Here is a 24,317-nt window from a genome sequence, read left to right on the forward strand (position 1 = left end):
CCGCCGCCGCGGCGGACAGCTTCGGTGGCCGTTGGTGGCGCTTCCCCCGCTGCCGGCTCCGCCATGGTTCGGCCCTCGCCTCGATACCCGCTCGTATGTGCGTGGATCTGCCGACGGGGATGCCGTGTGTGCTGGTCAGCGGGCTGCCCGTGGCGCTATGTCGGGACGATGCCGTGCTTGCGGTCGGGCAGGTCGGCCTTCTTCTCGCGGAGCATGGCCAGGGACCGCACCAGCACCCGCCGGGTGTCGCCGGGGTCGATGACGTCGTCGACGAGGCCGCGTTCGGCCGCGTAATAGGGGTGCATCAGCTCGGACTTGTACTCCTTGACGAGTCGCTCGCGGGTCGCGTCCGGGTCGGGGGACGCGGCGATCTCGCGGCGGAAGACGACATTGGCCGCGCCCTCGGCGCCCATCACCGCGATCTCGTTGGTGGGCCAGGCGAAGGACAGGTCGGCGCCGATGGACCGGGAGTCCATGACGATGTACGCGCCGCCGTAGGCCTTGCGCAGCACGATGGAGATACGGGGCACGGTGGCGTTGCAGTAGGCGTGCAGGAGCTTGGCGCCGTGCCGGATGATGCCGCCGTGTTCCTGGTCGACGCCCGGCAGGAAGCCGGGCACGTCCACCAGCGTCACCAGCGGGATGTTGAAGGCGTCGCAGGTGGTGACGAAGCGGGCGGCCTTCTCCGAGGCGTGGATGTCCAGCACGCCGGCCAGCGTGTTCGGCTGGTTGGCGATCACGCCGACGGTCTGCCCGTCGAGCCGGGCCAGGGCGCACACCACGTTGCGGGCCCAGCCCTCGTGCACCTCCAGGTACTCGCCGTCGTCGACGATCTCCTCGATCACCGCGCGCATGTCGTAGGCGCGCCCGGGGTCGGCGGGGACCAGGGTGGTGAGCGCGTCGGTGCGCCGGTCCGCGGGGTCCTCGCCCCGTACGGGCGCGGCGAGTTCACGGTTGTTGCGGGGCAGCAGCGACAGCAGCCAGCGGACCTCTTCCAGGCAGGCGGCCTCGTCGTCGAAGACGAAGTGGGCGACGCCGGAGGTCCCGGCGTGCACATCCGCGCCGCCCAGACCGTTGTGGGTGATCTTCTCCCCGGTCACGGCCTGGACGACGTCCGGTCCCGTGATGAACATCTGGGCGGTCTCGCGCACCATGAACACGAAGTCGGTCAGCGCCGGGGAGTAGGCCGCGCCGCCGGCACACGGGCCGAGCATCACGGAGATCTGCGGGATCACCCCGGACGCGCGGACGTTGCGGCGGAAGATCCCGCCGTAGCCGGCGAGTGCGGTGACGCCTTCCTGGATGCGGGCGCCCGCGCCGTCGTTGAGCGAGACCAGCGGGGCGCCGGACGCCTCCGCGAGGTCCATGACCTTGTGCACCTTCGTCGCGTGCGCCTCCCCCAGCGCCCCGGCGAACACCCGGAAGTCATGGGCGTAGGCGAAGACGGTGCGGCCGTGCACCAGGCCCCAGCCGATGATCACGCCGTCGCCGTGGGGCTTGCGGGACTCCAGCCCGAAGCCGGTGGCACGGTGCCGGCGCAGCGGTTCGATCTCGGTGAAAGTGCCCTCGTCGAAGAGGAGTTCCAGCCGCTCGTGGGCGGTCAGCTTGCCCTTGTCGTGCTGCCGGCGGGTGGCGGCCGCGTCGGGGCCGCGGCTGACCTCCTCCTTGAGGCGGTGCAGTTCGTCGGTGGCCCGGCCGAGGTCGGGGCGCGGCGGGGCGAGCGGCGGGGTCGCGGTTTCCTGAAGGATCGTCATCGGCCGAACGTAGGAACGGCGGCTCGAACCCCGCTGGAGAGCGCGCGGCGGCGGCTGCCGGCCGGGCATGGCCCGGCCCGGCCGCGGCGGCGCGCGACCGCCGTCAGCCGGTGGCGGTCAGCGACTGCCCGAGGTCCACGTCACCGGACAGTACGGCGTGCTGGAGCTGCTGGAGCCGGGCCGACGGCTCGATGCCGAGCTCCCCGACGAGCGCGTCGCGCAGCCGCTGGTACGCCTCCAGCGCACGCCAGGAGCTGCCGGAGCAGTGCAGTGCGGTCATCAGCTGGGCGCAGAAGTTCTCGTGCATGGGGTGCCGGGCGGCGAGGAAGCAGAGTTCGGGCACCACCTCGGTGTGCCGGCCGAGTTTGAGGTCGGCGTCGATCCGGCGCTCCAGACAGGCCATCCGGTCCTCCTCCAGCCGGAGCACCTCCAGTTCCAGCACCCCGCCCACGGGCACATCGACCAGAGCGGGTCCCTGCCAGACCGCCAGTGCCTTGCCCAGCAGGGCGGAGGCGGCGGCATAGTCATGGGCGTCGTAGGCGCCGCGTCCCGACAGGGCGAGCTGCTCGAACTCCTGGACGTCGACCTGGCCGGGCTGGACCTGGAGGAGATAGCCGCCGTGCTGGGTGACCAGGACTTCCTTGGCGTTGCGCACGGGGTCGCCGTCCAGGGCCACCGCGATCTTGCGGCGCAGCTGGAGGATGTAGGTCTGGAGGGTGGTGGCCGCGCTGCGCGGCACGTTCTGCCCCCAGATCTCCTCCATCAGCGTGGGCACGGTCACCACATGGTCGCCCTGTAGCGCGAGCAGCGCGAGTATCTGGCGCGGTTTGGCGGCGCTCGGCACCAGCGAGACACCGTGCTCGTGGGCGGTCAGCGGGCCCAGAACCTTGATTTCCATGCGTGCTCTCCCCTCGTGAGTCACAACCGCCGGCCACGGGGCCGCGGGTCATCTCGAGCTTCAAGCGAGGTTCGCACCGGGGAGCGCACGAGCCCAGTGAGCCACTCATGAACACAATCATGAAAATGTCATGCCGATGTGGTGAACCAGGCACTGGGGCCTGTGCCTCCGGCGCCCGCAGAATACTGCCTCACCGGACGCCGGGGCGTTGTGCCGAGTAGTTCAGGCCACCCCGACGGACCGTCCGACAACGGAGGGAACAGTCACATGCCCGCGACGCACCGGACCATGTCTGCCCAGACCACGACCGACACCGCCGCCGACCTCTGCCGTTTCGCCGAACTCGTCGCCCGTGCGGGCCTGGAGCCCGACCTGAAGCGCCGTTACACCAGCGACCCGGCGTCCGTGTTCGCCGAGTTCGGGCTGCTGGGCGCGGAGCCTGTCTACACCGCGCCGTCGCTCGTCATCGAGGATCTCGGACGGCCTGACGCCACGGCCACCACGCTTCTGACCGGTATCCCGTACGCCGTCTGACGCCGTGGAGACCACGGAGCCCTTCGTCGGCTTCCGCCGCCATCTGCGTGCCGAGGTGGTGCCCGACGAGGCCACCTATCTGCTGTCCGGGCGGGGGGTCACCGCGCTGTTCGGCCGGCCCGCCGAGGTCGTCGCGCCGCTGCTCGACGGGACGCGGACACTGTCGAACCTGCTGACGGAGGCGGCCAGGGAACTGCCCGCGATGCAGGCCGGTGCGGTGGTGGCCGAGCTGGCGACGGCCGGTCTCATCGGCTACCGCCCCGATCCCGGTGTGCCGTCCGACGGTGCGGCAGCGGCCTTCTGGGATCTGGCGGAGGTCTCCGGCCTGCGGTCCGCCCCGCCGCGCCTTCGTCCCACGGTCGAGATCCTGGCCGTGGGACGGTGTGCGGCCGACGGGCTGCGCGCCGCATGCACCGACTCCGGGCTCACGGTGGTCGGGCCCGGCCCCGGCGGCGGCTCGTCCCCGGGCACGGCGGACCTCTCCCTGGTGCTCTGCGACGACTACCTCGCCCCGGACCTGGCGGAGGTCGACACCTGGCACCGCTCGCAGGGCCGGCCCTGGCTGCCGGTGCGACCCGGCGGCGCCGAGCCGTGGGCCGGGCCGGTGTTCCGGCCGGACGCGGGCGCCTGCTGGCGCTGTCTGGCGGACCGGCTGCGCGGTCACCGGCGGGGCGAACTGGCCGTGCAGCGCGCCCTGGGGGCGGACCGCCCGGTGGCGGCGCCCGAGGCCTCACTGGCCGCCGGCCGCGCCATGGGCCTTCAGCTCGCCGTGCTGATGGCGGCGACCTGGCTGGGCGGGGTGCGACGGGAGAGCCATGACGCGATCTGTGCGCTGGACACCCTGACGCTGCACACCCGGCACCACACCGTGCACCGAAGACCCCAGTGCCCCGGTTGCGGGGACCCGGGACTGGTGGCGCGGACGGTGAACCGGCCGGTGGAGCCGGTCTCGCGCACCAAGGCCGCGCACGGCGGCGGCAATCACCGGGCGCTGCCCCCCGAGCAGATGCTGGCGCGCCACGGCCATCTGGTGGGGCCGGTGACCGGCGTCGTCAGCGAGATCCGGCGGGCGGACAACGCCCCCGCCGCGCTGCACTGTTACACCTCGGGGCACAACGTGGCGCTCGGCGGCGGGCTGGGCTGGCTGCGCGGCGGGCTGCGCAGCCTCAGCGGCGGCAAGGGCGTCACCGCGGTCGAGGCGCAGGTCAGTGCGCTGTGTGAGGCCGTGGAGCGCTACTCGGGGACGCGGCAGGGCGATGAGCCGGTGATCCGTGACTCGCTGCGGGCGCTGGGCGGCGACGCGCTGCACCCCAACAGCTGCCAGCTGTGGGCGGCGCGGCAGTTCCGTGACCGCGACAGGTGGAACGCGACCGCCTCCCCGCTCCAGCGGGTCGCCGCACCCTTCGACGCCGCCGCGCCCACCGACTGGACCCCGGTGTGGTCGCTGACGCAGCGCCGTCAACGGCTGCTGCCCACCTCGCTGTTGTACTTCGGCCCCGCTCCGGACGGCACTCCGCCCACGGTGCCGGCCGACTCCAACGGCAACGCGGCCGGCAGCAGCCTGGAGGACGCCATCGTGCAGGGCTTCCTGGAACTGGTGGAGCGGGACGCGGTCGCCCAGTGGTGGTACAACCGGACCCGGCATGCCGCGCTGGATCTCGATGCCTTCGACGAACCGTGGATCGCCGGGCTGCGCACGGCCTACGAACGGGATCTGCACCGCGAGGTGTGGGCGCTGGATCTCACCTCGGACTTCGGCATTCCGGTGGTGGCGGCCGTCTCCCGGCGGCGGGACAAGGCCGCGCAGGACATCACCTTCGGCTTCGGCGCGCACTTCGACCCGCGGCTGGCGCTGCGCCGCGCCCTGACCGAGATGAACCAGCTGCTGCCACCGGTGCTGGGCGCCCGCGAGGACGGCACGGGGTACCTCACCCGGGACCGCGACCTGCTCGCGTGGTGGACCGGGGCGACGGTGGGCGGACAGCCGTATCTGCTGCCCGACGGCGGTCAGACCGCGCGCACACCGGGGAGTTACGGCTACCGGCCGCGGGCCGATCTGCGCGACGACATCGAGGCGGCGGAGCGGCTGGTGGCCGAACGGGGGCTGGAATTGCTGGTCTTGGACCAGACGAGGCCGGACGTGGGTATTCCGGTGGTGGCGGTGCTGGTGCCGGGGCTGCGGCACTTCTGGGCGCGGTTCGCACCCGGCAGGCTCTTCGACGTCCCGGTGGCCGAGGGGCGGCTGGCACGGCCGACCCGCTACGAGGATCTGAACCCCGTCCCGCTCTTCGTCTAGAGCGGGACGTCCGCCCTCCCCCGAGCCATATGCCAGAGGCCCCGCCCAGCTCCTAAAACCCGCTTCACGGGGCGGTCCAGGCCTGGGTTTGGCCATACTATGCTGTCACGTCCGAGAGCCGCGCAGCCAAGGCACGGGGGGGCATATATGGGTGTCACCGGCGTTCCGTCCGATGCCGACGCGGAGCCGTCACATCAGCGTTCGCGGTGGCCCGCCCGGCTGCCCGACCGTGATCTGCCCGCGCCGCGGCTCGCCCGGACCATCACCATCGTGGTGCTCTTATGCCTGTCGATCGTGGTGTCGCTCAACTCCCTTGAGTACAGCGCCAATATGCCGACGCTGGCCGCTTCGGTGGCCATCGTGCTGGCCGTGTTCTTCCTGCAATTCCTGCACTCCTCGTCACGGGCGCAGCGCTGGACGACGCGGACGCGGGTGCTGATGCTGCTGACCCAGGCGGTGTTCACCTACGCACCCGTCCTGATCTTCCACCGCACCTGGGTCAGCATGACCGGCCCGCTTGCGGGATCGATTCTCCTGCTGGTGCCCTTTCCGCGGGCGTGGATCCCGTTCGCGGCGACCGTCGCCGTGCCCGCCTCCTTCCAGCTGGTGGTGTCGCTCAGTTGGCTGGAGACGTCGTATCTGGTGCTGTCGACGCTCTTCACGGGCCTGGTGATCTACGGACTGTCCCGGCTCACCGATCTCGTCCAGGAGGTGCACCGCTCCCGCGCCGAACTCGCCCGGCTGGCCGTCTCGCAGGAACGGCTGCGCTTCTCACGGGACCTGCACGACCTGCTGGGCTACAGCCTCTCCGCGATCACGCTCAAGAGCGAGCTGATCTACCGGCTGGTGCCCGGCCGGCCGGAGCAGGCGCGCGACGAGGTCGCCTCCCTGCTGGACATTTCGCGTCAGGCACTGTCGGATGTGCGCACGGTGGCCAGTGGGTACCGTGACATGTCGCTCGCCGCCGAGGCGGATTCCGCCGCGGCGATCCTGGCCTCGGCGGACGTACAGGCGGATGTCGAGATCGCCTGCGGACATCTGCATCCGGTCATAGACACCGTGCTCGCCACCGCACTGCGCGAGGGTGTCACCAACATCCTCCGCCACAGCAAGGTCGAGACCTGCCGCATCAGCGCCGTCACGGAGGACGAGAGAGTGACGCTGACCCTGACCAACGACGGGGTGCCCGACGATCTGCCCGCGCTCTCCCCCCACAGCGGCAGCGGGATCGGCAATCTCAAGGCCCGGCTCGGTGCGGTCGGCGGCCGGCTGGAGGCGGAACGGACGCGCGACGGGTGCTTCCGGATGGTGGCCGAGGCGCCGACGCGGCCGATCGCCGCGCGCACCACGCAAGACCGGATGGCCGCGAGACCCGCGGCCTGATCGATGCCTGCCCGGCTCCGCGCCGGGCACCTGCCGGCCGGGGGAGACCTGCCATGCTCGCCGTCAAGATCCTGCTCGCCGAGGATGTGCACATGATCCGCGGTGCGCTCATCGCCCTTCTGGAACTGGAACCGGATCTGCGGGTGATCGCTTCCGTGGACCGCGGCGACAAGATCGTGGAAGCCGCCCTCGCCAGCCGGCCCGATGTCGCCGTCGTCGACATCGACCTGCCGGGCATCGACGGGCTGACCGCCGCCGCGGAGCTGCACCAGCGCCTCCCGGACTGCCGCACCCTGATCCTCACCAGCCTCGGGCGGCCGGGGACCCTGCGCCGCGCGCTGGCCTCCCAGGTGACGGGCTTCCTGCTCAAGGACGCGCCGCCCGACCAGCTCGCCCAGGCGGTGCGGAGCGTGGCGGCGGGGCGGCGCGTCATCGACCCGCAACTGGCCCTGGCCGCCTGGGACTCCCCCGAGAATCCGCTCTCGCCCCGCGAGCTGGAGGTGCTGCGGCTGGCCGCCCGGGGCGCGGACGCCGCGGAGATCGCGGGCTGTCTGTTCCTCTCGCAGGGCACCGTCCGCAACTACCTCACCGCGATCGTCACCAAGCTCAACGCCCGCAACCGGATCGACGCGGTCCGGATCGCCGAGGAGGCCGGCTGGATCCCGTAAGGGACGGCCGGCCGGCGGCGGCCGCACGTCCGGCACGGGGTCAGCCGGCCGTGTCCAGCAGCGCGTCCAGCAGTCCGGCGTCCAGCGCCGTCTGGACGGACAGGTCGGTGCCGCCGCCGAACCCCGCGTCCTGCACGGCGGCGCTGACGACGTATTTGCCGTCGACGGCGAAGGTGGCGAAGGCCCAGTCGTCGGCGCCCGCGTCCCGGCCGTCCGGCCCGACCAGCCGGGCCCAGGTGCCGTCCAGCGCGAAGCCGAACTCGGTGAAGCGGAAGCGCAGGCCCTGCCCCAGCGCCTTGCTGTACGCCTCCTTCAGCGTCCACAGCCGCACCAGCGTGTCGTTGCGGAACCGGTCGTCCGCGGCGTCCAGCCGCTGCCGCTCGAAGGGGGTGCAGCCCTGCGCCTCCGAGCCGGTGCCGGCCATCCGGCGCGCCGCCAGTTCCACGTCGACGCCCACCCGCCCGCGGCTGGTGATGCCCACCACCATCACCTCCTCGGTGTGGCTGAGGCTGATGTCGATCTGGTCGCAGCCGCGCACGAACGGCCGGCCGCCGGGCTGGTAGGCCAGGTCCACCAGGTCCGGCGCGGTCTCGATGGCCAGCGCCGCGGCGTAGCGCAGCAGCAGCCGCGAGGCCAGGAACCGTTCCTTGGCGCGCGGGTGGGTCAGCGTCTGGTAGCGGTGCCAGTCGCGGCCGAGCACGGGGCGCACCAGGGCCACGTCCTGGATGTGCGGCAGCCACTGCGCCAGCCGCCCGTAGACGAGGACCACGCCGGTGGCGGCCAGGTCGTCATGGACGGTGTGCCACGGTCCCTGCGGGCCGGCGACGGCGCGGGGGCGGCGGAGCGGGGGCCCGGCAGCGGGGGACGCCGGTGCCATGTCAGGCCCGTACCAGCGGGTCGGACAGCGGGCCGGCGTCCAGCGCGGAGAGCACGCCGGCCAGATCGACGGCGTTGCTCTCCGGGCCGCGGCACACCCCGAGGCAGACGGGTCCGGCCGAGCCGCCCATCCGCCGTACGAACGGGGTGAGCACGACCTTCGGGCCGATCTCCACGACATGGCTGGGGGTTTCCTGGTCGAGCAGTTGCCGTGCCGCGTCGGCGAACCGTACCGGGGCGGTGATCTGCCGGCTCCAGTACGGCGCGTAGAGCGGCTGGGTGGTGAGCCTGCCGTGCACCGTGGAGTAGTAGGGCAGCCGCGGGGCGCCGCCGGGCAGCCGGCGGGCCACCGCCTCGAAGCGCGGCAGCATCGGTTCCATCAGCGGCGACTGGAAGGAGTGCGACACCTCCAGCAGGGTGCAGCGGATACCCCGCTCCTCCAGCCGGGCCCGGACCCGTTCGAGGCCGGCCAGTTCCCCGGAGAGCACGGTCGCCCGGGCGGCGTTGATCGCGCCGATGACGACGCCGGGCTCTCCGGCGATCGCCTCGGTGGCCTCGTAGGGCGCGGCGCAGGTGGCCATCATGCCGCCGTTCGACGCCGGGAGGTACTGCATGAACGCCCCGCGCAGCGCGACGAGTTTGGCGGCGTCGGCGAGCGGCAGCGCCCCGGCGGCGGTGGCCGCGGCGTACTCGCCGATGCCGTGGCCGAGCACCGCGACCGGCCGCACCCCGGCCTCCTCCAGGGTGCGGGCGAGGGCGTACTGCACGGCGAACAGCGCGGGCTGGGTGAAGGCGGTGCGGTGGATCCGGCGGTCGCCGCTGAGGATCAGGTCGACGACGGACAGGCCGGTGTAGGGCCGCAGGACGTCGGCGGCCTCGTCGAGGTAGCCGCGGTAGCCGGTGGAGTGCAGGTAGAGGCCGGCGGTCATTCCCGGGTGCTGGCAGCCCTGACCGGTGAAGACGAAGGCGGCGCGGATCCGCCGGCCGCCGCAGGGCCGGATGTCGCGGAGCTGGAGGTAGCGGGTGAGCTCCCGCACGGTGGGGTAGTCCCAGATGTCGGTCGGGTCGATCAGCGGGCCGAACTCCTCCTCGATGTCGCCGTAGAGGCTCAGCGCGGCCACCGAGTCCAGTCCGTACTCCGCGAAGGCGACATCGGCCGCGACCGGCCTGCCCAGATAGTGCCGCAGGCGTGCGGTGAGCCAGCCCTCGTAGTCCGGTTCGTTCGGCGGGGTGGACGGCGGCGTGCTGTGCATGGCGGGCTCCTCAGGGGCAGGTCGGGTACGTCGGTACGGCGACGGGGCGCGCGGGTGGTCAGGCCAGCGCGGATCCGTACAGGTCGTAGCTGCGGCGGCCGTGGAGTCTGGCCAGCACCTCGGCCAGCACCCGGTCCTCCTCCGCGGCCGGGCGGTCGGGCAGCGGCAGGCCCAGGCGGCGGCCCAGGCGGTAGAGCGCGGCGGTCGCCCAGGACGGGTCGGCGAGGAAGGCGTCGGAGCCGGCGCGCTGCTCCCGCCACACCCCCAGGCAGGCGGCCGCGGTCAGTACGAGGGAGTAGCGGTCGGCCAGCCCGAAGGCGTGCGGGCTGGCCAGCGCCTTGCGGTCGTCGGGGGCGATGTCCGTGAACGCCTCGCGCAGATCGGCGAGTTCGGTGGTGAAGGCACGGGCGAGGAACCGCAGGGTGCCGCCGGGGGACGCGGCCGTGTCGCCCTCCAATTCGTCGGTGCAGGCGACCAGGGTCGCGGCGAGCGGATCGCCGTCGCCGAGCAGCGCGGGCTCCGACAGGTCCAGCGGCGGCAGCCCGTCGTGGATGCGGAACAGCGCGGCCGGTGCCTCGGGGTCGGCGAACCAGGCGTTGCGGGCGAAGTACGGCAGCTGTGGCAGCAGGCTGACCTGGCGTCCTGCGCTGCCGGCGTGGCCGAGCGAGGTGACCGGAAGATCCCGCAGCTGCTTCTGGAACATGGCGTACGCGCCGGCCTCGGCGAAGGTCGCCTTGCCCAGCACCGCCGACATCTCGTCCATGGACTCGGCGAGCAGCTTGGGGGCCTGGTAGGCGGCAGCGGCGGCGTAGGCGCTCATCTGACGGGGCAGCAGATGCAGGGCGCGGGTGGCGACGGCGGCCAGGCAGTCGCTGAGCAGGAGGTCGAGGAACGCGCCGGTCAGCACGTCCCGCACATGTCGTACGTCGAGCGAGGAGCGGCCGTCGGCGCGGCGCCGGGTGGCGAACCGGGCGACGGTGCGCAGCGCGGTGTCCGCGCCGGACAGCACGATCGACGGGATCAGCCCGCGGATGACGAGGGAGGAGCGCAGGCTCAGCTCATAGCCGTCGCCGAGGGAGCCGACCAGGGAGTCGCGCGGGACGACGCAGTCGGTGATGCTCAGGCCGCTGAAGTCGGTGCTGCGCATGCCGTTGGTGGCGCGGCGGTCCAGGTTGCGTACCCGTCCTGCGGGGAGCCGTTCGCGGTCGAGCAGCAGCACGGAGTGGGTGCGGCCCCTGGTCTCGCCGGTGCGCGCGAACACCACCAGGCCCGCGGAGCGCGCGGCGTTGGCGATGACGGATTTGCTGCCGTTGAGCAGGAACCCTTCGTCGACGGGCGCGGCCGCGAACTCCTCGCGGACGAAGGCGTTGCCGTGGGCGACCTCGTGCCGGGCGACCGCGATCCGCCGGCCGTCGAGCAGCAGCCGGGCGGCCAGCGCGCACTGGTCGTCCTGGCCTCCGGTCCACACCGGGACGGCCGCGAAGAAGCAGTTCAGTCCGTAGCCGAAGCCCAGGGAGGCGTCGCGGCGGAAGACCGGGCGCAGCACCCGGCCCAGCACGTCCATCCGCGCCAGCCGGCCGCCGTGGCGCTCGGGCACGAACTCGGCGTCGAAGGCGTAGGAGTCCAGCACCGCTTCGGCGGCGGCCAGTGTCTCGCCGGCGGCGTCGGCGGCGAGCAGGGCGTCCTGGCCGCAGGGGTTGTGGGGGTCGTCGAGCGGGCCGAACGCGGACTCCAGGCGGTCGATGCGGTCCTGCGCCGGGCCGCTCATCGCATGCTCCCGACCGGCAGCAGCTGCTGGACCTCGGGCTCGATCTGCTGGTGCAGCGGCCGTAGCTCGCCCTGGAGGAACTGCCGTCGCATCGCGGCGCGTTCGACCTTGCCGCTGGTGGTGCGGCGGACCGTGCCGGGCCGTACCAGCAGCACCGCGCCGGCCCGTACGTCGTACTCCTCGGCGAGGGCCGCACCGATCGAGGAGGTGAGGGCGGCGAGGTCGATGTCGTAGCGGCTGCCGGCCCGCAACTCCTGCACGACGACGACGCGTTCGGGCTCGCCGGGGACCACGAAGGCGGTGCAGGCGCCGAAGAGGGCGCTGAGGCGCTGGACGGTGGTCTCCAGGTCCTGCGGATAGAGGTTGCGGCCGGCCACCACGATCATGTCCTTGAGGCGGCCGGTCACATAGAGCCGGCCGTCCTCGCGGGTGCCGAGGTCGCCGGTGCGCAGATAGCCGCCGCGGCCGGCCGCGGTGGTGCCGTTGAAGGCCGCGGCGGTCTCGGCGGGGCGGCGCCAGTAGCCGCGGGCGACGCTGTCGCCGCTCAGCCAGATCTCGCCGATCCGTCCGTCGGGGAGCGGCTTGCGGGTGGCCGGGTCGACGATCAGCAGTTCGCCGTCGGCGGGCTCCCCGCAGTCGGTGAGCAGACGCCGCGGTGCACCCTCGGCGGGGGCCCGCAGCTCATGGGTCTCCAGGGCGGCGGCGTCGGCGGTCAGCTCGCGGCGCTCGGTCCCGGCCGGTGCGCCGGACGCCAGCAGGGTCGCCTCGGCGAGGCCGTAGCAGGGGGTGAGGACCTCGGGGCGCAGGCCGGCCGGGGCGAACCGTTCGGCGAAGGCGCGCAGCGTGGCCGGGCGGACCGGCTCGCCGCCGCTGACGGCGGTCTCCCATCCGGACAGGTCGAGGGTGGCGAGCTGCTCGTCGGTGACGCGCCGTACGCACAGGTCGTAGGCGAAGTCCGGGGCGCCGCTGACGGTGACGTGGTGCTGCCCGATCGCCTCCAGCCAGCGCACCGGGCGCCGCACGAACGCCTCGGGTGAGAGCAGCACGCTGCTGCCGCCGAGCCACAGCGGGTGCAGCAACTGGCCGATCAGGCCCATGTCGTGGTGGAAGGGCAGCCAGCCGCCGAGGCGGGCGCCGGGCAGGGTGCGCAGCACCCGGCTGATCGCCCGCTGGTTGGCGAGGAGGTTGTCGTGGGTGACCACCACTCCGCGGGGTTCGCGGGTGGAGCCGGAGGTGTACTGGAGGAAGGCGACCGTGTCACCGGGCAGGTCCGGTTCCTGCCAGGCCCGGGAGGCGGGGACGACCTCGGCGGCGAGGCAGGGGATATGGCCGTGGCCGTGCCGGGCGAGCAGCCGTGAGACGTCCGGTGCACCGGCCCCGTCGGCCAGTGCGAGGAGGGGCGCGGCGTCCTTGACGATGCCGGCGAGGCGGGCTTCCAGGTTGCCGCGGCCGTCGGGCGGCGGCACCGGGACGGCGAGGGCGCCGGCGTAGAGGCAGGCCAGGAAGCTGATGGCGAACAGCCTGCGGTCACTGTGCACGATCAGCACGCGCTCGCCGGCGGCCCCCCGGTCCTGGAGCCAGCCGGCCAGCCGCCGGGCGCCCTCGTCCAGCGCCCGGTAGGTCACCACTTCGGGCTGTGCCCGCCCCTCGTATTCGGGCAGCACGATCAGCGCTTCCCGGTCGGGCGTCTGGGCGGCCCTGGAGCGGACGAGTTGGGTGAAGTTGTGGTTGCCGTTCAACGCCTCCCCCTCACATGTCGTGGTGTACGGGCCCGGTCGGCCCCTGCGGCGGTGCGTTGCGGTCGCCGGGCGCGGCCCGTCCGGCGGTGTGCGGCTGCCGGTGGTGCGGGGCGCGCGGCGGCCGCGCGGTCATGGCGTGGACCAGCCGACGGGTGAGCGGCGCGGGCCGTGTGCGCGGCCCCATCCGGCGCGGGGCGGCAGCGGCTCGCCGGCTCCGGGGCCGGCCTCTTCACCGGCCCGCAGCACGGCGAGCAACACGGCCGTGACGGCGGCCAGTTCGGCCTCGTCCGGTCTCCCCCGGACCACGGTGAACCGTATGTCGTTGGCCATGCCCGCAGGATGCGCCGGGGCACTCGAAGGGAACTCGTGTCCGGCCGCAAAGATCGCTATACGGTCCGGGCGCGGGCGGAAACGGCCGGAGCCGAGGACCGGTGGGTCCTCGGCTCCGGTGGTGCGGGTGTGCGCCGGCGTCAGCGGATGACGCGCTGGTAGGCCATGTGCACGGTCCGTTCGGTGGTGACGTCGGCGATCTCGGAGACCTCCCGCAGCCGCTCCTCGGCCTGCGGGTCGTGCAGCGCGGACACGCAGGCGTCGCCGTTGCGCCACCACGACAGCCCGAGGTAGGTCATGGGGCTGAGGGTGGAGCGCAGCAGGTCGCTGCCGCCGAAGCCGCCGAGCCGGGACCAGCGGTCCGTCAGTGCGCCGAAGCGGTGCTCGAACTCCGCGCCCGAGCCGCGGACCCGGGCATGGGTGAGCACGACATCGGCGTCACCGACGGCGGCGTCGTCGTGCAGCAGCCGGCCCACGCTGACGGCCTGGTCGGCCTCGGTCTCCACGAGCGCGCCGAGACGGCGCACCCGGTCCAGGAAGGTGTCGTCGTGGACGACGTCCAGGAAGTTGCGCAGGCTGCGCCAGTGTCCCAAGTGGACGTACACATGGGGCTGTTCGATGAGCCGCACGGTCACCAGGAAGTCGAATCCCTGTTGTCTGCGCAGGAATTGGGAGTGCTCGTGGAACTCCCGCTCGAACTTACCGGTGTCGCCCTTGACGCGGAACCGGTTGATGACGGTGACGGGCCCGTTGAGGTCACGTCCGGGCATGTGCTTCCTCCGCGAACTGCTTGGCGTGGCGCAACGTGGTCGAGCTGTTGGTCCCCAGTGCCCTGCGCACCAGGGTGCGGGCCTCTTCGAGCGTCGCCTCGGCCCCGAGCGTCTGGCGCACCCCCTCGGGATCGAGGGTGACAGTGTGCCAGGAGGTGGCGACGACACCCGTGCCGTGCGGCGCGCGTGGCGCGATTTCCCAGCGGCCGGTGTGACCGGCCATCGCGACGGGCACCCGTAGCTGCTTGTAGACGATCTCCGCGCGGTCGGCGAAGCAGACCCGCACGGAGGTGGTGTTGTGGGTGGAGCCGTCCGGACTGCGGGTGTCCATGTCCAGGTGCTGGAGGCCCGGTTCGTCCTCGGTCAGCTCCAGCCGTGCCACGTGCGGCAGCCGCTCGGGCCACCGGTCGGCGCGGTCGAGGAAGGCGTAGACATCGGCGGCGGCACCGTCGATCTCCACCGAGTCGCTGAAGGTGAAGGTGGTCTCGTGGCGCCGGCCGGCGAGTTCGGCGGCGTTCTTCAGCGCCTCCAGTTCGGCGCGGCTGTTGCGGTCGACCGCCTGCTCGATGAGGGCGACGGCGGCCGGATCGTCGCCGACGGCCCGGTAGTCATGCAGCAGCACCACCCGGCAGCCGCCGTCGTCATCGGGCTGTATCCGCCAGGTGCCGCCCATCGACGCCACCGGCGCGGCGGAGACGACCTGGCGGAAAGTGATGGTGAACGTGGCGGGATCGAGGGTGCGGCGCGACGTCCAGTTGCGCACCTCGCCGTTGGCGAACGCCCAGATGTGCAGCAGCTGTTCGCCCCGGGCCTCCTCCAGCACCTCGACATGCACGGTCGGCCCGAAGACCTGCGGCCAGGCGGTGACATCGGCGACCAGGGCGTAGACGGTGCCGGGCGGGGCGGCGACCGGGACGGTGTGCTCGGTGACATGGGTTGTGCCGGTGGTGGTAACGGTCGGCGCCACGGCGGACCTTCCCTTCGTTACGCGCCGCGCAGGCGGCGGCATCAGACTGGCAGGGAGTGCTTGAGCGGAGCTGGAGTACGGGTCGGACGGGGGCCGGACCGGCGGCGGGCGGGCCTCAGCCCCGCGCCCAGGCGGGGCGGTCGCAGATCTCCACCACAGCGGCGCCCCAGCTGTAGCCCGCGCCGACGCCGATGAGCACGACCCGGTCGCCCGGCACGGCCCGCCCCGACGTCACGAGGTGGTCCAGGCCGGCGAACTGGTCACCGGCACCGAGATGGCCGACGGTGCGGCTCCACTCCCAGGTGGTGCGGGCGGGGTCGATGCCGTACGGCCGGTAGTAGATGGCCTCCAGCCGGCGGCGGCCGAAGTGCGGCAGCACCACCCACTCCGCCTCGGCCAGCTCCAGGTCCGCGTCCGCCAGGGCCTGTTTGACGACGGTGCGCTGGCCGGTGTTGGCGCGGCTGATGGCGAAGGACATGCCGACCCGGCCGACGAAGGCGCGCTTGGCCTCCTCGAAATCGACCGGGGTGCGGTGGCTGAAGGGGGCCGGGCCGAAGGGTTCGTCGCCGCGGTGCATCGGCTCCAGTTCGGGGTCGGCGAGCAGCGCCAGCGACCGCAGCCGGGCGAAGCCGCCCTGCCGGGAGAGCACCAGGGCGCTGGCGCCGTCGGCGTAGGGGGTTCCCGGGTCGGTGCGCCAGCGGTCGATGCCGGGGGCGCAGAACCGGTCGGCGGCGCTGAGCAGGGCGTCCCGGCGGCCGGAGGCGGCGGTGAGGTAGGCGGTGGCGAGGTCGAGGGCGGCCATCCCGCCGTTGGACATCTGGCGGATCTCGATGGCCGGGCAGGTGTTGCCGACCGCCTCCCGCTGGATGTAGGAGGCGACCGGCCACAGGTCCTGGCCCTGGTGGTAGGTGTCGGCGTGCAGGATCAGCGCGATGTCGCCCGGGGCGGACGCGGCCCTGGCGAGCGCCGCGCGGGCGGCCGCCGCGCCCATCTCGGCGGCCGACTCGTCCGGCGAGTGGGCCACCGACAGCATGCCGGTCGCCCGCGCCACCTGGGGCGGGCAGCTGCCGTCGGCGACGGCGTCGGCGATCGATAACGAGGAGGGCAGCCTGGTCGCGGTCCCCCGGATGAAGATGTCGTCCACTCGCACAGCCACTCCTGGAGTGTGGTTCGCGGCCGGCGCGGCCGGGTGCCCGGCGGCGCGCCGGCGGGTTCAGTCGGCAACGGCGGCGGTCGGCAGCGCCCGGCAGCGGTCCCCGCCGGTGCGGGCACCGGACAGCAGCGCATAGCGGACCGCGTCGAGCAGGGCCCGCCAGGACGCGGCGACGGTGTTCTCGTCCACGCCGACGGTGCCCCAGCGGCGCTGCCCGTCGCTGAAGGTGATCAGCACCCGGGCGGCCGCGCCGCTGCCGCCGCCCGCTCCGGCGCTGCCGGGCAGCACCCGCACCTGGTAATCGACGACCTCCAGCGCGGTGAGCTCGGGGAAGAACGGGTCGAGTGCGGTGTGCAGCGCGCGGTCCAGGGCGTTGACCGGTCCGTTGCCCTCGCCGGCGGCGCTCAGCGGCACCCCGTCGACCCGCAGCCGTACGGAGGCCTGGGTGCGGGTGCCGCCACCCGGCTGCCGGTCCACGCCGACCCGCCAGGTCTCGACGTCGAAGGGGCACTCCAGCGATCCGGCGACGGCCCCCTGGAGCTCCTCGCGCAGCAGCAGTTCGAACGAGGCGTCCGCGGACTCGAAGCTGTAGCCGCGGCTCTCCAGGTCCTTGATGCGGGCGGCGGCGCGGGCGACCGGCTCGGAGCCGGCCTCGACGTCGTAGCCCAGTTCGCGGGCCTTGAGCTCCACGGAGGAGCGGCCTCCCATGTCGGAGACGAGGGTGTGCATCGCGTTGCCGACCAACGCCGGATCGATGTGCTGGTAGAGGCCGGGGTCGACGCGCAGTGCGGAGGCGTGCAGGCCTGCCTTGTGGGTGAAGGCGCCGGCACCGACGTACGGGGCGGCGGCGCGCACCGGAATGCCGGTCAGTTCGGCGACGGACCGGGCGGACAGGCTCATCTCCCGCAGCTGTTCGAGGGAGACCACGTCCAGGCCGCGCTGGAGCAGCAGATTGGCCGTGACGGTGAAGAGGTCGGCGTTGCCGCAGCGTTCGCCGTACCCGTGGGCGGTGCCCTGGACATGGTCGGCGCCGGCGTCGACGGCGGCGAGGGTGTTGGCGACCGCGCAGCCGGAGTCGTTGTGGCAGTGGATGCCGAGGCGGACGCCGGTCGCGGTACGGGTGTCGTCGACCACCGCGCCGATCCGGTCCGGCAGTCCCCCGCCGTTGGTGTCGCACAGCACCACCGCCTCCGCGCCCGCGTCGGCGGCGATCCGCACCACCTCCAGGGCGTATTCGCGGTTAAGGCGGTAGCCGTCGAAGTAGTGCTCGGCGTCGACGAAGACCCGCCGTCCGGCGTGCACGAGGAAGCGCACGGTGCTGCCGATCATGGCGAGGTTCTCGGCGAGGGTGGTGCGCAGGGCCAGTTCGACATGGCGCGGGTGGCTCTTGGCGACGATGGTCACCACCGGTGTGCCGGCGGAGACCAGCGCACGCACCTGCGGGTCGTTGGACACCATCGCGCCGGGCCTGCGGGTGGCGCCGAACGCGGCCAACTGCGCGGTGCGCAGGTCCAGTTCCTGTTCCGCGCGGCGGAAGAACTCGGTGTCCTTGGGGACCGCTCCCGGCCATCCCCCCTCGATGAACCCGACGCCGAAGGCGTCCAGATGGCGCGCGACGGCGAGTTTGTCCTCGACCGTGAGCACCATGCCCTCCTGCTGCGTTCCGTCGCGCAGGGTGGTGTCGTAGAGCTGGAAACGCTGCTCGGCCATGGTCCCTCCGTCCCTGACTCACGCCGCCCTCGGTCGGCGGCTCGGAGCGGTCACGGTCGGGCTGTGGGGTGGAGCGGGGATGGAGGGCCGCTCAAGCCGCCGCGGGAGGCCGCCGTGGGAGGCCGCCGTGGGGCGCCGGGCCCGGGGGGGCGACAGCACGGGCGGGGCGAGGGGCGCAGGACGGCGCGACCGGCCGCCGGCAGAAGGTGGCCAGGACGACGGGACCGGCCGTCGGCAGAAGGCGGGCAGGACGACGGACCGCCGGCCGGCGCCGGGCCGGCCGGCGGTGGACCGGAGCCCGCCGGGAACGCTGCGGTGCCTGCTCGCCGCCTCGCGCTCAGGCGGCGACCTCGACGCTGGAGTGGTCGCCGACGACGAGGCGGGAGCAGCGGGTGCGGACGGCCGACGAGACCGTCGCGTCCCGGCCGATGACCGAGCCGCGGACGCCGCCGACGCGCCGTACCGTCGCCCCGTCCAGCATGATGGAGTACTCCACCTCCGCCGCGGTCAGCACACAGTCCCGGCCGACGGAGGTGTGCGGGCCGATGTGGCTGTCCTCCACCACGGTGCCGGCACCGACGATGACCGGGCCGGTGATGCGGGAGCGGATGACCCGGGCGCCCTCCTCGATCACGACCGGTCCTGTCACCTCGCTCGCCCCGTCGACGTCGCCGAGCACGGACGGCGCGAGCCGGTCGAGGAGTTCGCGGTTGCAGTCCAGGACGTCCTCGACCTTGCCGGTGTCCTTCCAGAAGCCGGAGTAGATCCGAGCCCGCACCTCCGCGCCGTGGGACACCATCCACTGGAGCGCGTCGGTGATCTCCAGTTCGCCACGGGCGCTGGGCTCGATCGCGGCGACCGCTTCGTGCACGGCCGGGGTGAAGAAGTAGACGCCGGTCATCGCGAGATCGCTGCGCGGCTCGGCGGGCTTCTCCGCGAGCCGCACCACCCGGCCGTTCTCGTCGATCTCGGCGACCCCGAACGCCCTGGGGTCCGGCACCTTGTGCACCACCACCTGGGCGGCGGGCCGGTCCTCCCGGAACTGCCGGGCGATGTCGGCCACCCCGTCGGTGAGCATGTTGTCGCCCAGGTACATCACGAAGTCGTCGTCGCCGAGGAAGTCCTGAGCAATGGTGATGCAGTGCGCGAGGCCGAGCGGTGCGTGCTGCCGGATGTAGGTGAGCTCGACGCCGAGGCCGGTGCCGTCGCCGAGCGCGGCCGCGATCTCGTTGCCGCGGTCCCCGACGATCAGTCCGACCTGGGTGACCCCGAGGGCGCGCAGGTCTTCCATCACATGGACGAGCACCGGGCGGTTGGCAACCGGGATCAGCTGCTTGGGCATGGAATGGCTGAACGGGCGCAGCCGGCTGCCCAGCCCGCCGGCCAACACGAGTGCCTTCATGGGAAGTCCTTCCTCACCGCGTCGCCGGCCGCCGCTGCACGGCGGCGGGCGGCCTGGGACCTGCCGGCGCAGAATGCGGCGGCCGGGTCGCGGCGCGCTCAACCCCCGCTGGTTTTCCGGCCCGTTGTCCGACGGACCGGGCGGACGGGGGCTCAGCGGACCGGAGACGGCTCAGCGGTGCGCAGCCGGGCGCTCTCCGCTTCCGTCAGCCCCCAGTCGGCGAGCAGCCGTGGGCCGGGCCCGTCGGGCGCCGAAGCCGGGTCCGGCCCTGCGGGGGTGCGCCCGAACCGGGGCGCGGGGGCGGGCTCGACGCCCTCGCCGGTGCGCAGGAAGGTGCCGCGGGCCCGGTGGTGCGGGTGCCCGGCGGCCTCCCGCAGACTGAGCACGGGGGTCACACACGCCTGGGTGCCGTCGAAGGCCGCGGTCCACTCCGCGCGGGTACGGGTCGCGAACCGGTCCGCGAACTCCCGCCGCAGAGCAGCCCAGTTGGCGGGGTCGTCCCGGTCCGGCAGCCGGTCGGCGGTCAGTCCGAGACCGGCCAGCAGCGCCGTGTAGAAGCGCTCCTCCAGCGCGCCGACCGCGACATGCCCGCCGTCGGCGCAGGTGTAGACGGCGTAGAAGGGCGCCCCGCCGTCGAGGAGGTTGCCGCCCCGGTCCGCGCGCCACTGGCCCGCCTGCGCCATGGCCAGCAGCATGCCCGTCAGCGAGGCGGTGCCGTCCACGATGGCCGCGTCCACCACCTGGCCGAGCCCGGAGCGCGACCGTTCGAAGAGCGCAGCGAGGAGGCCCGCGACCAGCAGCATCCCGCCGCCGCCGAAGTCACCGAGCAGGTTGACCGGCGGGACCGGAGGGCCGCCGGCCGGCCCGATGGCGTGCAGCACGCCGGTGAGGCCGATGTAGTTGATGTCGTGCCCGGGGGCCTGCGCCAGCGGCCCGTCCTGGCCCCACCCGGTCATCCGGCCGTACACCAGCGCGGGGTTGCGGGCGCGGCACACCTCGGGTCCGACGCCGAGCCGCTCGGCCACCCCGGGCCGGAAGCCCTCGACCAGCACGTCCGCGCCGTCCACCAGCCGCAGCAACAGACCGGTGTCGGCCGGGTCCTTGAGGTCCAGGGCGACCGGGCGGCGGCCGCGGTCGAGGATGCGGTGCCATGCGGCGAAGGCACGGTCCTGGCCGGGCCGGTCGACGCGGATCACCTCGGCGCCGAGGTCGGCGAGCATCATGCAGGCGTACGGGGCGGGGCCGATCGCGGCGAGTTCGAGCACCCGCAGCCCGTGCAGCGGGCCGCCGCTCACCGTGGCTCCCGGTGGTGCGAGACGGGCGCGGCGGGTGGGACGGCAGCGGGGCGGGGCGGCGTACCGGCGGGCGGGCGTCCTGCGGAGGAGGAAGGCGGCATCCGCGGAGGGTGACAGCGGGCGCTGCACCGGGCCTTGAGGGGCTCTCGCGCCGCGCCGACACCCGCCCGCGCGCGGTTCGAGCCGGAGGCGAGTTCCCCGGTCCATAGTGGGCCTGCCCCTCCTGCACCACGACCGAAGGAATCCGATGGCCACCCGGATGCCGGCGAGCAGCCGCCCGCACAACGGCGAGGACGGCACTCCCGTCCTCAGCACCCGCGCCCTCAACCGTGCCCTGCTGGCGCGCCAGTTGCTGCTGCGGCGCCATCAACTGGGCGTTCTCGACGCGGTGACCCGGCTCATCGGACTCCAGGCCCAGGCACCCAACCCGCCCTACATCGGCCTGTGGACCCGTCTGGACGGGTTTGCGATCGGGGATCTGGCGGGTGCCCTGGAGGACCGTTCCCTGACCCGTATCGCAGTGATGCGCAGCACCGTGCATCTCGTCACGGCGCAGGACTGCCGCACGCTCCGCCCGCTGACCCAGCCGGCCCTGGACCGCGATCTGTGGGTGGGCAGCGGGTCCGGCAAGGCGGTGGACGGGGTGGTGGATCCGGCCGAACTGGCCGCCGCCGCACGCGCCGCGCTGGCCGAGGCGCCGCTGACGACCGCGGAGCTGGGCGAGGCGTTGCAGCAGCGCTGGCCCGAGGTGGCGGCGCGGCATCTGGCCTACGCGGCGCGCACGCTGCTGCCGCTGGTGCAGGTGCCGCCGCGCGGGATCTGGGGAGTGGGCGGCCGGACGCGGTACGCCACCGCCGAGTCCTGGCTCGGCGAGCCGCTGACGGACGGGCCCTCCCTCCAGGAGGTGGTGCTGCGTTATCTGGCGGCATACGGCCCGGCCACCGTCAAGGACGTGCAGCTCTGGTCGGGGCTGACCCGGCTGCGGCCCGTGCTCGACGGTCTGCGGGACCGGCTGCGCACCTTCCGGGACGGCGCCGGCCACGAGCTGTTCGACGTGCCCGGAGCGCCGCTGCCCGACCCGGACCTCCCGGCCCCCGTGCGGTTCCTGCCGGAGTTCGACAACATCCTGCTGTCGCACGCCGACCGGGGCCGCATCATCACCGACGAGGACCGCCGGCGGATCTTCACCCGCAACGGCATCGTCCGTGCCACCTTCCTCGTCGACGGCTTCGTCCGCGGCATGTGGGCCATCGACCGCGACCGCGACGGGGCGGTGCTGCGCGTCGAGCCGTTCGCTCCGCTCGGCGCGCCGGACCGTGCCGCGCTGTCGGAGGAGGGCGCCCGCCTGCTGGCGTTCGCCGCGGCCGACGCCCGCGCGCACGACATCCGCTTCGCACCGCCCGGAGGGTGACCGCACCCTCCCGTCATGGCCGGTGCGCCTGGTACGACCCCCTGCCCCGGGCGGACGAGCCGCCCGGCCTTCCCGAGAGGAACCCGCCATGCCCCACGCACCGTTCGCCGGCCGGACCGTCGTCGTCACCGGAGGCGGCACCGGCATCGGCCGCGCCACCGCGCTCGCCTTCGCCGAGCAGGGCGCCGCCGTGCTCGTCACCGGCCGCCGCAAGGAACGGCTGGCCGAGACCGCCGCCGCACACTCCGCGGTCGTCCCGGTGACCGCCGATGTCACCACCGAGTCGGGCGCCGAGGCGGTCGCCGAGGCCGTGCGCGAGCGCGGCGGGACGGTGGATGTGCTGGTGCACAACGCCGGCATCTTCCGCTTCAGCCCGCTGGCGGCCCTGGACGTGACCGCCGCCCGGGAGGTCCTCGACACCAACGTGCTCGGCCCGGTCCTGCTCACCAAGCATCTGCTGCCGCTGCTGCGTTCGCCGGGCGGCAGCCTGGTGCTGGTCTCCAGCCGCGGCGGCCACAACCCGGGCCCCGGCAGCTCGCTGTACTCGGCCAGCAAGGCGGCCGTGCACAGCCTGACGCGCAGCTGGGCGGCCGAACTGTCCGCACAGGGCATCCGGGTCAACGCGGTCGCCCCGGGCTTCGTCCGTACCGACGCCTACGCCGCCAACGGCCTGGCGCCGCAGGAGGTCGAGGGCCTCTTCGCGGGGGTCGCCCACGGCATCCCGCTGGGCCGGGTCGCCGAGACCGACGACATCACCCCCTGGATCGTGCAGCTGGCCCACCCGTCGTCCGCCCTGGTCACCGGCCAGGTCATCACCATCGACGGCGGGATGGACGTGGGCGGGCCGCAGGACGGGTGACCCGCCGCGACGCCCTGGTCCAGCCGGGCTCGACCCGGCGTTCAGGCCGCACTCCTAGCCTCGGTGCGTCCGAGGCAAGCCGCAGCGCTGGAGGGGACGTTCCTATGAGCCCGGCCATCACCCCGTACCGCATCGACATTCCGCAGCCGGAGATCGACGACCTCCGCCGGCGGCTCGCCCGGACCCGCTGGCCGGAGGCGGAGACCGTCGCCGACCGGTCCCAGGGCGTCCCGCTCGCGGTCATGAAGGACCTGTGCGCCCACTGGGCGGAGCGCTACGACTGGCGGGCCACCGAGGCCCGGCTGAACGCGCTGCCGCAGTTCCGTACGGAGATCGACGGGCTGGGCCTGCACTTCCTGCACGTGCGCTCCCCGCACCCCGGTGCCGTACCGCTGCTGATCACCCATGGCTGGCCCGGCTCGGTGGTGGAATTCCTCGACATCATCGGCCCGTTGACCGATCCCGCGGACCCGGCCGACGCGTTCCACGTGGTGTGCCCGTCGCTGCCGGGGTACGGCTTCAGCGACAAGCCGTCCGAGGCCGGCTGGGGCGCCGAGCGGATCGCGGCGGCGTGGCAGGAGCTGATGGCGCGGCTGGGGTACACCCGCTATGCGGCGCACGGGGTGGACTGGGGTTCCTTCATCTCGGCGGTGCTCGGCGAGACCGACCGCGGCAGCCTGCTGGGGCTGCATCTGACGATGCCGTTCGCCCGGCCGCCGCAGGAACAGGCCGAGCTGTCCGAGCGGGACCTGGCCGGGCTGGCCGCCATGAAGCGGTTCCAGCAGGAGGAGGGCGGCTACTCGGTCCTCCAGACCACCCGGCCGCAGACGCTCGGCTACGGGCTGACCGACTCCCCCGCCGGCCAGCTGGCCTGGATGGCCGAGAAGTACTGGGCGTGGAGCGATCACGACGGGGACCTGGAGAAGATCATCTCCCGCGACCGGCTGCTGGACGCCGTGTCGGTGGCCTGGTTCACGGCGTCGGCCGCGTCGTCGGCCCGGATCTACTGGGAGAGCCAGAACAAGCTCGCGCTGGCGCCCGTCCACGTCCCCACCGCCGTCGCCAACTACCCGAAGGACGGCCGGATGCCGCGGCCCTGGATCGAGGGCCGCTTCACCGATCTGCGGGACTGGCAGGACCACGAGCACGGTGGTCACTTCCCGGCTCTGGAACAGCCCGAGAACCTCGTCCGCGACCTGCGCGCGTTCTTCCGCACCCTGCGCTGACCCCCGCCTCTTCTGGAAAGGACTC

Annotated in this window: 20 protein-coding genes; 7 read left to right on the forward strand and 13 right to left on the reverse strand. The window is 73.5% G+C overall.

The features are described from left to right. Positions 1–155: 155 nt before the first annotated feature. Together M8I34_RS29505 and M8I34_RS29510 are read right to left on the reverse strand one after the other, a co-directional pair. Complete coding sequence (locus M8I34_RS29505) at positions 156–1,754, reverse strand: acyl-CoA carboxylase subunit beta (RefSeq protein WP_250054442.1); 1,599 nt, start codon at positions 1,752–1,754, stop codon at positions 156–158. A 103-nt stretch (positions 1,755–1,857) separates the two neighbouring features. Then, the gene (locus M8I34_RS29510) at positions 1,858–2,652 is read right to left on the reverse strand and encodes an AfsR/SARP family transcriptional regulator (RefSeq protein ID WP_030984772.1); all 795 of its coding nucleotides are present in this window, start codon (positions 2,650–2,652) and stop codon (positions 1,858–1,860) included. Between the two features lie 288 nt (positions 2,653–2,940). Between M8I34_RS29510 and M8I34_RS29515 the strand changes: the two genes are divergently transcribed. The 4 genes from M8I34_RS29515 to M8I34_RS29530 all read left to right on the forward strand — a co-directional run bounded on the left by M8I34_RS29515 (position 2,941) and on the right by M8I34_RS29530 (position 7,533). Beyond that, positions 2,941–3,186 carry a hypothetical protein gene (locus M8I34_RS29515; protein WP_250054444.1) on the forward strand — a complete coding sequence of 82 codons (246 nt, stop codon included), beginning with the start codon at positions 2,941–2,943 and terminating at the stop codon, positions 3,184–3,186. A 4-nt stretch (positions 3,187–3,190) separates the two neighbouring features. Further along, the gene (locus M8I34_RS29520) at positions 3,191–5,482 is read left to right on the forward strand and encodes a TOMM precursor leader peptide-binding protein (RefSeq protein ID WP_250054446.1); all 2,292 of its coding nucleotides are present in this window, start codon (positions 3,191–3,193) and stop codon (positions 5,480–5,482) included. A gap of 147 nt (positions 5,483–5,629) precedes the next feature. Further along, complete coding sequence (locus tag M8I34_RS29525) at positions 5,630–6,865, forward strand: sensor histidine kinase (protein WP_250054449.1); 1,236 nt, start codon at positions 5,630–5,632, stop codon at positions 6,863–6,865. Between the two features lie 53 nt (positions 6,866–6,918). Then, a complete protein-coding gene (locus M8I34_RS29530; protein WP_030082846.1) occupies positions 6,919–7,533 on the forward strand; it encodes a DNA-binding response regulator in 615 nt (204 codons plus the stop codon). A 40-nt stretch (positions 7,534–7,573) separates the two neighbouring features. Here the strand turns inward: M8I34_RS29530 and M8I34_RS29535 are convergent, their stop codons facing one another. The 11 genes from M8I34_RS29535 to M8I34_RS29585 all read right to left on the reverse strand — a co-directional run bounded on the left by M8I34_RS29535 (position 7,574) and on the right by M8I34_RS29585 (position 20,796). Beyond that, entirely contained in the window at positions 7,574–8,410 is an 837-nt protein-coding gene (locus M8I34_RS29535) for a 4'-phosphopantetheinyl transferase superfamily protein (RefSeq protein ID WP_250054451.1), read from the reverse strand. Position 8,411: 1 nt separating this feature from the next. Beyond that, positions 8,412–9,662: an acyltransferase domain-containing protein gene (locus tag M8I34_RS29540; RefSeq protein ID WP_250054460.1), complete on the reverse strand. Its 1,251-nt coding sequence runs from the start codon at positions 9,660–9,662 to the stop codon at positions 8,412–8,414. Between the two features lie 58 nt (positions 9,663–9,720). Next, positions 9,721–11,430: an acyl-CoA dehydrogenase family protein gene (locus M8I34_RS29545; protein ID WP_250054462.1), complete on the reverse strand. Its 1,710-nt coding sequence runs from the start codon at positions 11,428–11,430 to the stop codon at positions 9,721–9,723. Further along, positions 11,427–13,169, reverse strand: coding sequence for a fatty acyl-AMP ligase (locus M8I34_RS29550; RefSeq protein WP_250054464.1), 1,743 nt, complete (start codon positions 13,167–13,169; stop codon positions 11,427–11,429). Before M8I34_RS29550 ends, M8I34_RS29545 begins: the two co-directional genes overlap by 4 nt. 129 nt (positions 13,170–13,298) lie before the next feature. After that, on the reverse strand, positions 13,299–13,499 hold the full coding sequence (locus tag M8I34_RS29555; protein ID WP_250054466.1) for an acyl-CoA carboxylase subunit epsilon: 201 nt from the start codon (positions 13,497–13,499) through the stop codon (positions 13,299–13,301). A gap of 140 nt (positions 13,500–13,639) precedes the next feature. Continuing rightward, positions 13,640–14,269, reverse strand: a complete 630-nt coding sequence (locus M8I34_RS29560) for an antibiotic biosynthesis monooxygenase (protein ID WP_250054469.1) — start codon at positions 14,267–14,269, stop codon at positions 13,640–13,642. Further along, on the reverse strand, positions 14,256–15,236 hold the full coding sequence (locus tag M8I34_RS29565; RefSeq protein WP_250054471.1) for an aromatase/cyclase: 981 nt from the start codon (positions 15,234–15,236) through the stop codon (positions 14,256–14,258). Before M8I34_RS29565 ends, M8I34_RS29560 begins: the two co-directional genes overlap by 14 nt. A gap of 115 nt (positions 15,237–15,351) precedes the next feature. Next, positions 15,352–16,386, reverse strand: a complete 1,035-nt coding sequence (locus M8I34_RS29570) for a ketoacyl-ACP synthase III family protein (RefSeq protein ID WP_244420117.1) — start codon at positions 16,384–16,386, stop codon at positions 15,352–15,354. Positions 16,387–16,449: 63 nt separating this feature from the next. After that, positions 16,450–18,099 (reverse strand): citramalate synthase, encoded by a 1,650-nt coding sequence (gene cimA, locus M8I34_RS29575; protein WP_250054473.1) that lies wholly within the window; start codon positions 18,097–18,099, stop codon positions 16,450–16,452. Between the two features lie 337 nt (positions 18,100–18,436). Continuing rightward, positions 18,437–19,501: a glucose-1-phosphate thymidylyltransferase gene (locus tag M8I34_RS29580; protein ID WP_250054475.1), complete on the reverse strand. Its 1,065-nt coding sequence runs from the start codon at positions 19,499–19,501 to the stop codon at positions 18,437–18,439. Between the two features lie 152 nt (positions 19,502–19,653). Further along, entirely contained in the window at positions 19,654–20,796 is a 1,143-nt protein-coding gene (locus M8I34_RS29585) for a CaiB/BaiF CoA-transferase family protein (protein ID WP_250054478.1), read from the reverse strand. A gap of 247 nt (positions 20,797–21,043) precedes the next feature. Here M8I34_RS29585 and M8I34_RS29590 point away from each other — a divergent pair, with 247 nt between their 5' ends. The 3 genes from M8I34_RS29590 to M8I34_RS29600 all read left to right on the forward strand — a co-directional run bounded on the left by M8I34_RS29590 (position 21,044) and on the right by M8I34_RS29600 (position 24,292). Continuing rightward, positions 21,044–22,207 (forward strand): winged helix DNA-binding domain-containing protein, encoded by a 1,164-nt coding sequence (locus M8I34_RS29590; RefSeq protein ID WP_250054480.1) that lies wholly within the window; start codon positions 21,044–21,046, stop codon positions 22,205–22,207. 88 nt (positions 22,208–22,295) lie between these two features. After that, the gene (locus tag M8I34_RS29595; protein ID WP_250054482.1) at positions 22,296–23,066 is read left to right on the forward strand and encodes an SDR family NAD(P)-dependent oxidoreductase; all 771 of its coding nucleotides are present in this window, start codon (positions 22,296–22,298) and stop codon (positions 23,064–23,066) included. Between the two features lie 104 nt (positions 23,067–23,170). Beyond that, complete coding sequence (locus M8I34_RS29600) at positions 23,171–24,292, forward strand: epoxide hydrolase family protein (RefSeq protein WP_250054484.1); 1,122 nt, start codon at positions 23,171–23,173, stop codon at positions 24,290–24,292. Positions 24,293–24,317 lie beyond the last annotated feature (25 nt).

Source organism: Streptomyces sp. MCA2 (assembly GCF_023544705.1).
GTDB lineage: Bacteria > Actinomycetota > Actinomycetes > Streptomycetales > Streptomycetaceae > Streptomyces > Streptomyces decoyicus.

Coding starts and splice junctions, on each gene's coding strand:
- M8I34_RS29505 (WP_250054442.1), bottom strand. CDS start 1,754: ATGACGATCCTTCAGGAAACCGCGACCCCGCCGCTCGCCCCGCCGCGC.
- M8I34_RS29510 (WP_030984772.1), bottom strand. CDS start 2,652: ATGGAAATCAAGGTTCTGGGCCCGCTGACCGCCCACGAGCACGGTGTC.
- M8I34_RS29515 (WP_250054444.1), top strand. CDS start 2,941: ATGTCTGCCCAGACCACGACCGACACCGCCGCCGACCTCTGCCGTTTC.
- M8I34_RS29525 (WP_250054449.1), top strand. CDS start 5,630: ATGGGTGTCACCGGCGTTCCGTCCGATGCCGACGCGGAGCCGTCACAT.
- M8I34_RS29530 (WP_030082846.1), top strand. CDS start 6,919: ATGCTCGCCGTCAAGATCCTGCTCGCCGAGGATGTGCACATGATCCGC.
- M8I34_RS29535 (WP_250054451.1), bottom strand. CDS start 8,410: ATGGCACCGGCGTCCCCCGCTGCCGGGCCCCCGCTCCGCCGCCCCCGC.
- M8I34_RS29540 (WP_250054460.1), bottom strand. CDS start 9,662: ATGCACAGCACGCCGCCGTCCACCCCGCCGAACGAACCGGACTACGAG.
- M8I34_RS29545 (WP_250054462.1), bottom strand. CDS start 11,430: ATGAGCGGCCCGGCGCAGGACCGCATCGACCGCCTGGAGTCCGCGTTC.
- M8I34_RS29555 (WP_250054466.1), bottom strand. CDS start 13,499: ATGGCCAACGACATACGGTTCACCGTGGTCCGGGGGAGACCGGACGAG.
- M8I34_RS29560 (WP_250054469.1), bottom strand. CDS start 14,269: ATGCCCGGACGTGACCTCAACGGGCCCGTCACCGTCATCAACCGGTTC.
- cimA (WP_250054473.1), bottom strand. CDS start 18,099: ATGGCCGAGCAGCGTTTCCAGCTCTACGACACCACCCTGCGCGACGGA.
- M8I34_RS29580 (WP_250054475.1), bottom strand. CDS start 19,501: ATGAAGGCACTCGTGTTGGCCGGCGGGCTGGGCAGCCGGCTGCGCCCG.
- M8I34_RS29590 (WP_250054480.1), top strand. CDS start 21,044: ATGGCCACCCGGATGCCGGCGAGCAGCCGCCCGCACAACGGCGAGGAC.
- M8I34_RS29595 (WP_250054482.1), top strand. CDS start 22,296: ATGCCCCACGCACCGTTCGCCGGCCGGACCGTCGTCGTCACCGGAGGC.
- M8I34_RS29600 (WP_250054484.1), top strand. CDS start 23,171: ATGAGCCCGGCCATCACCCCGTACCGCATCGACATTCCGCAGCCGGAG.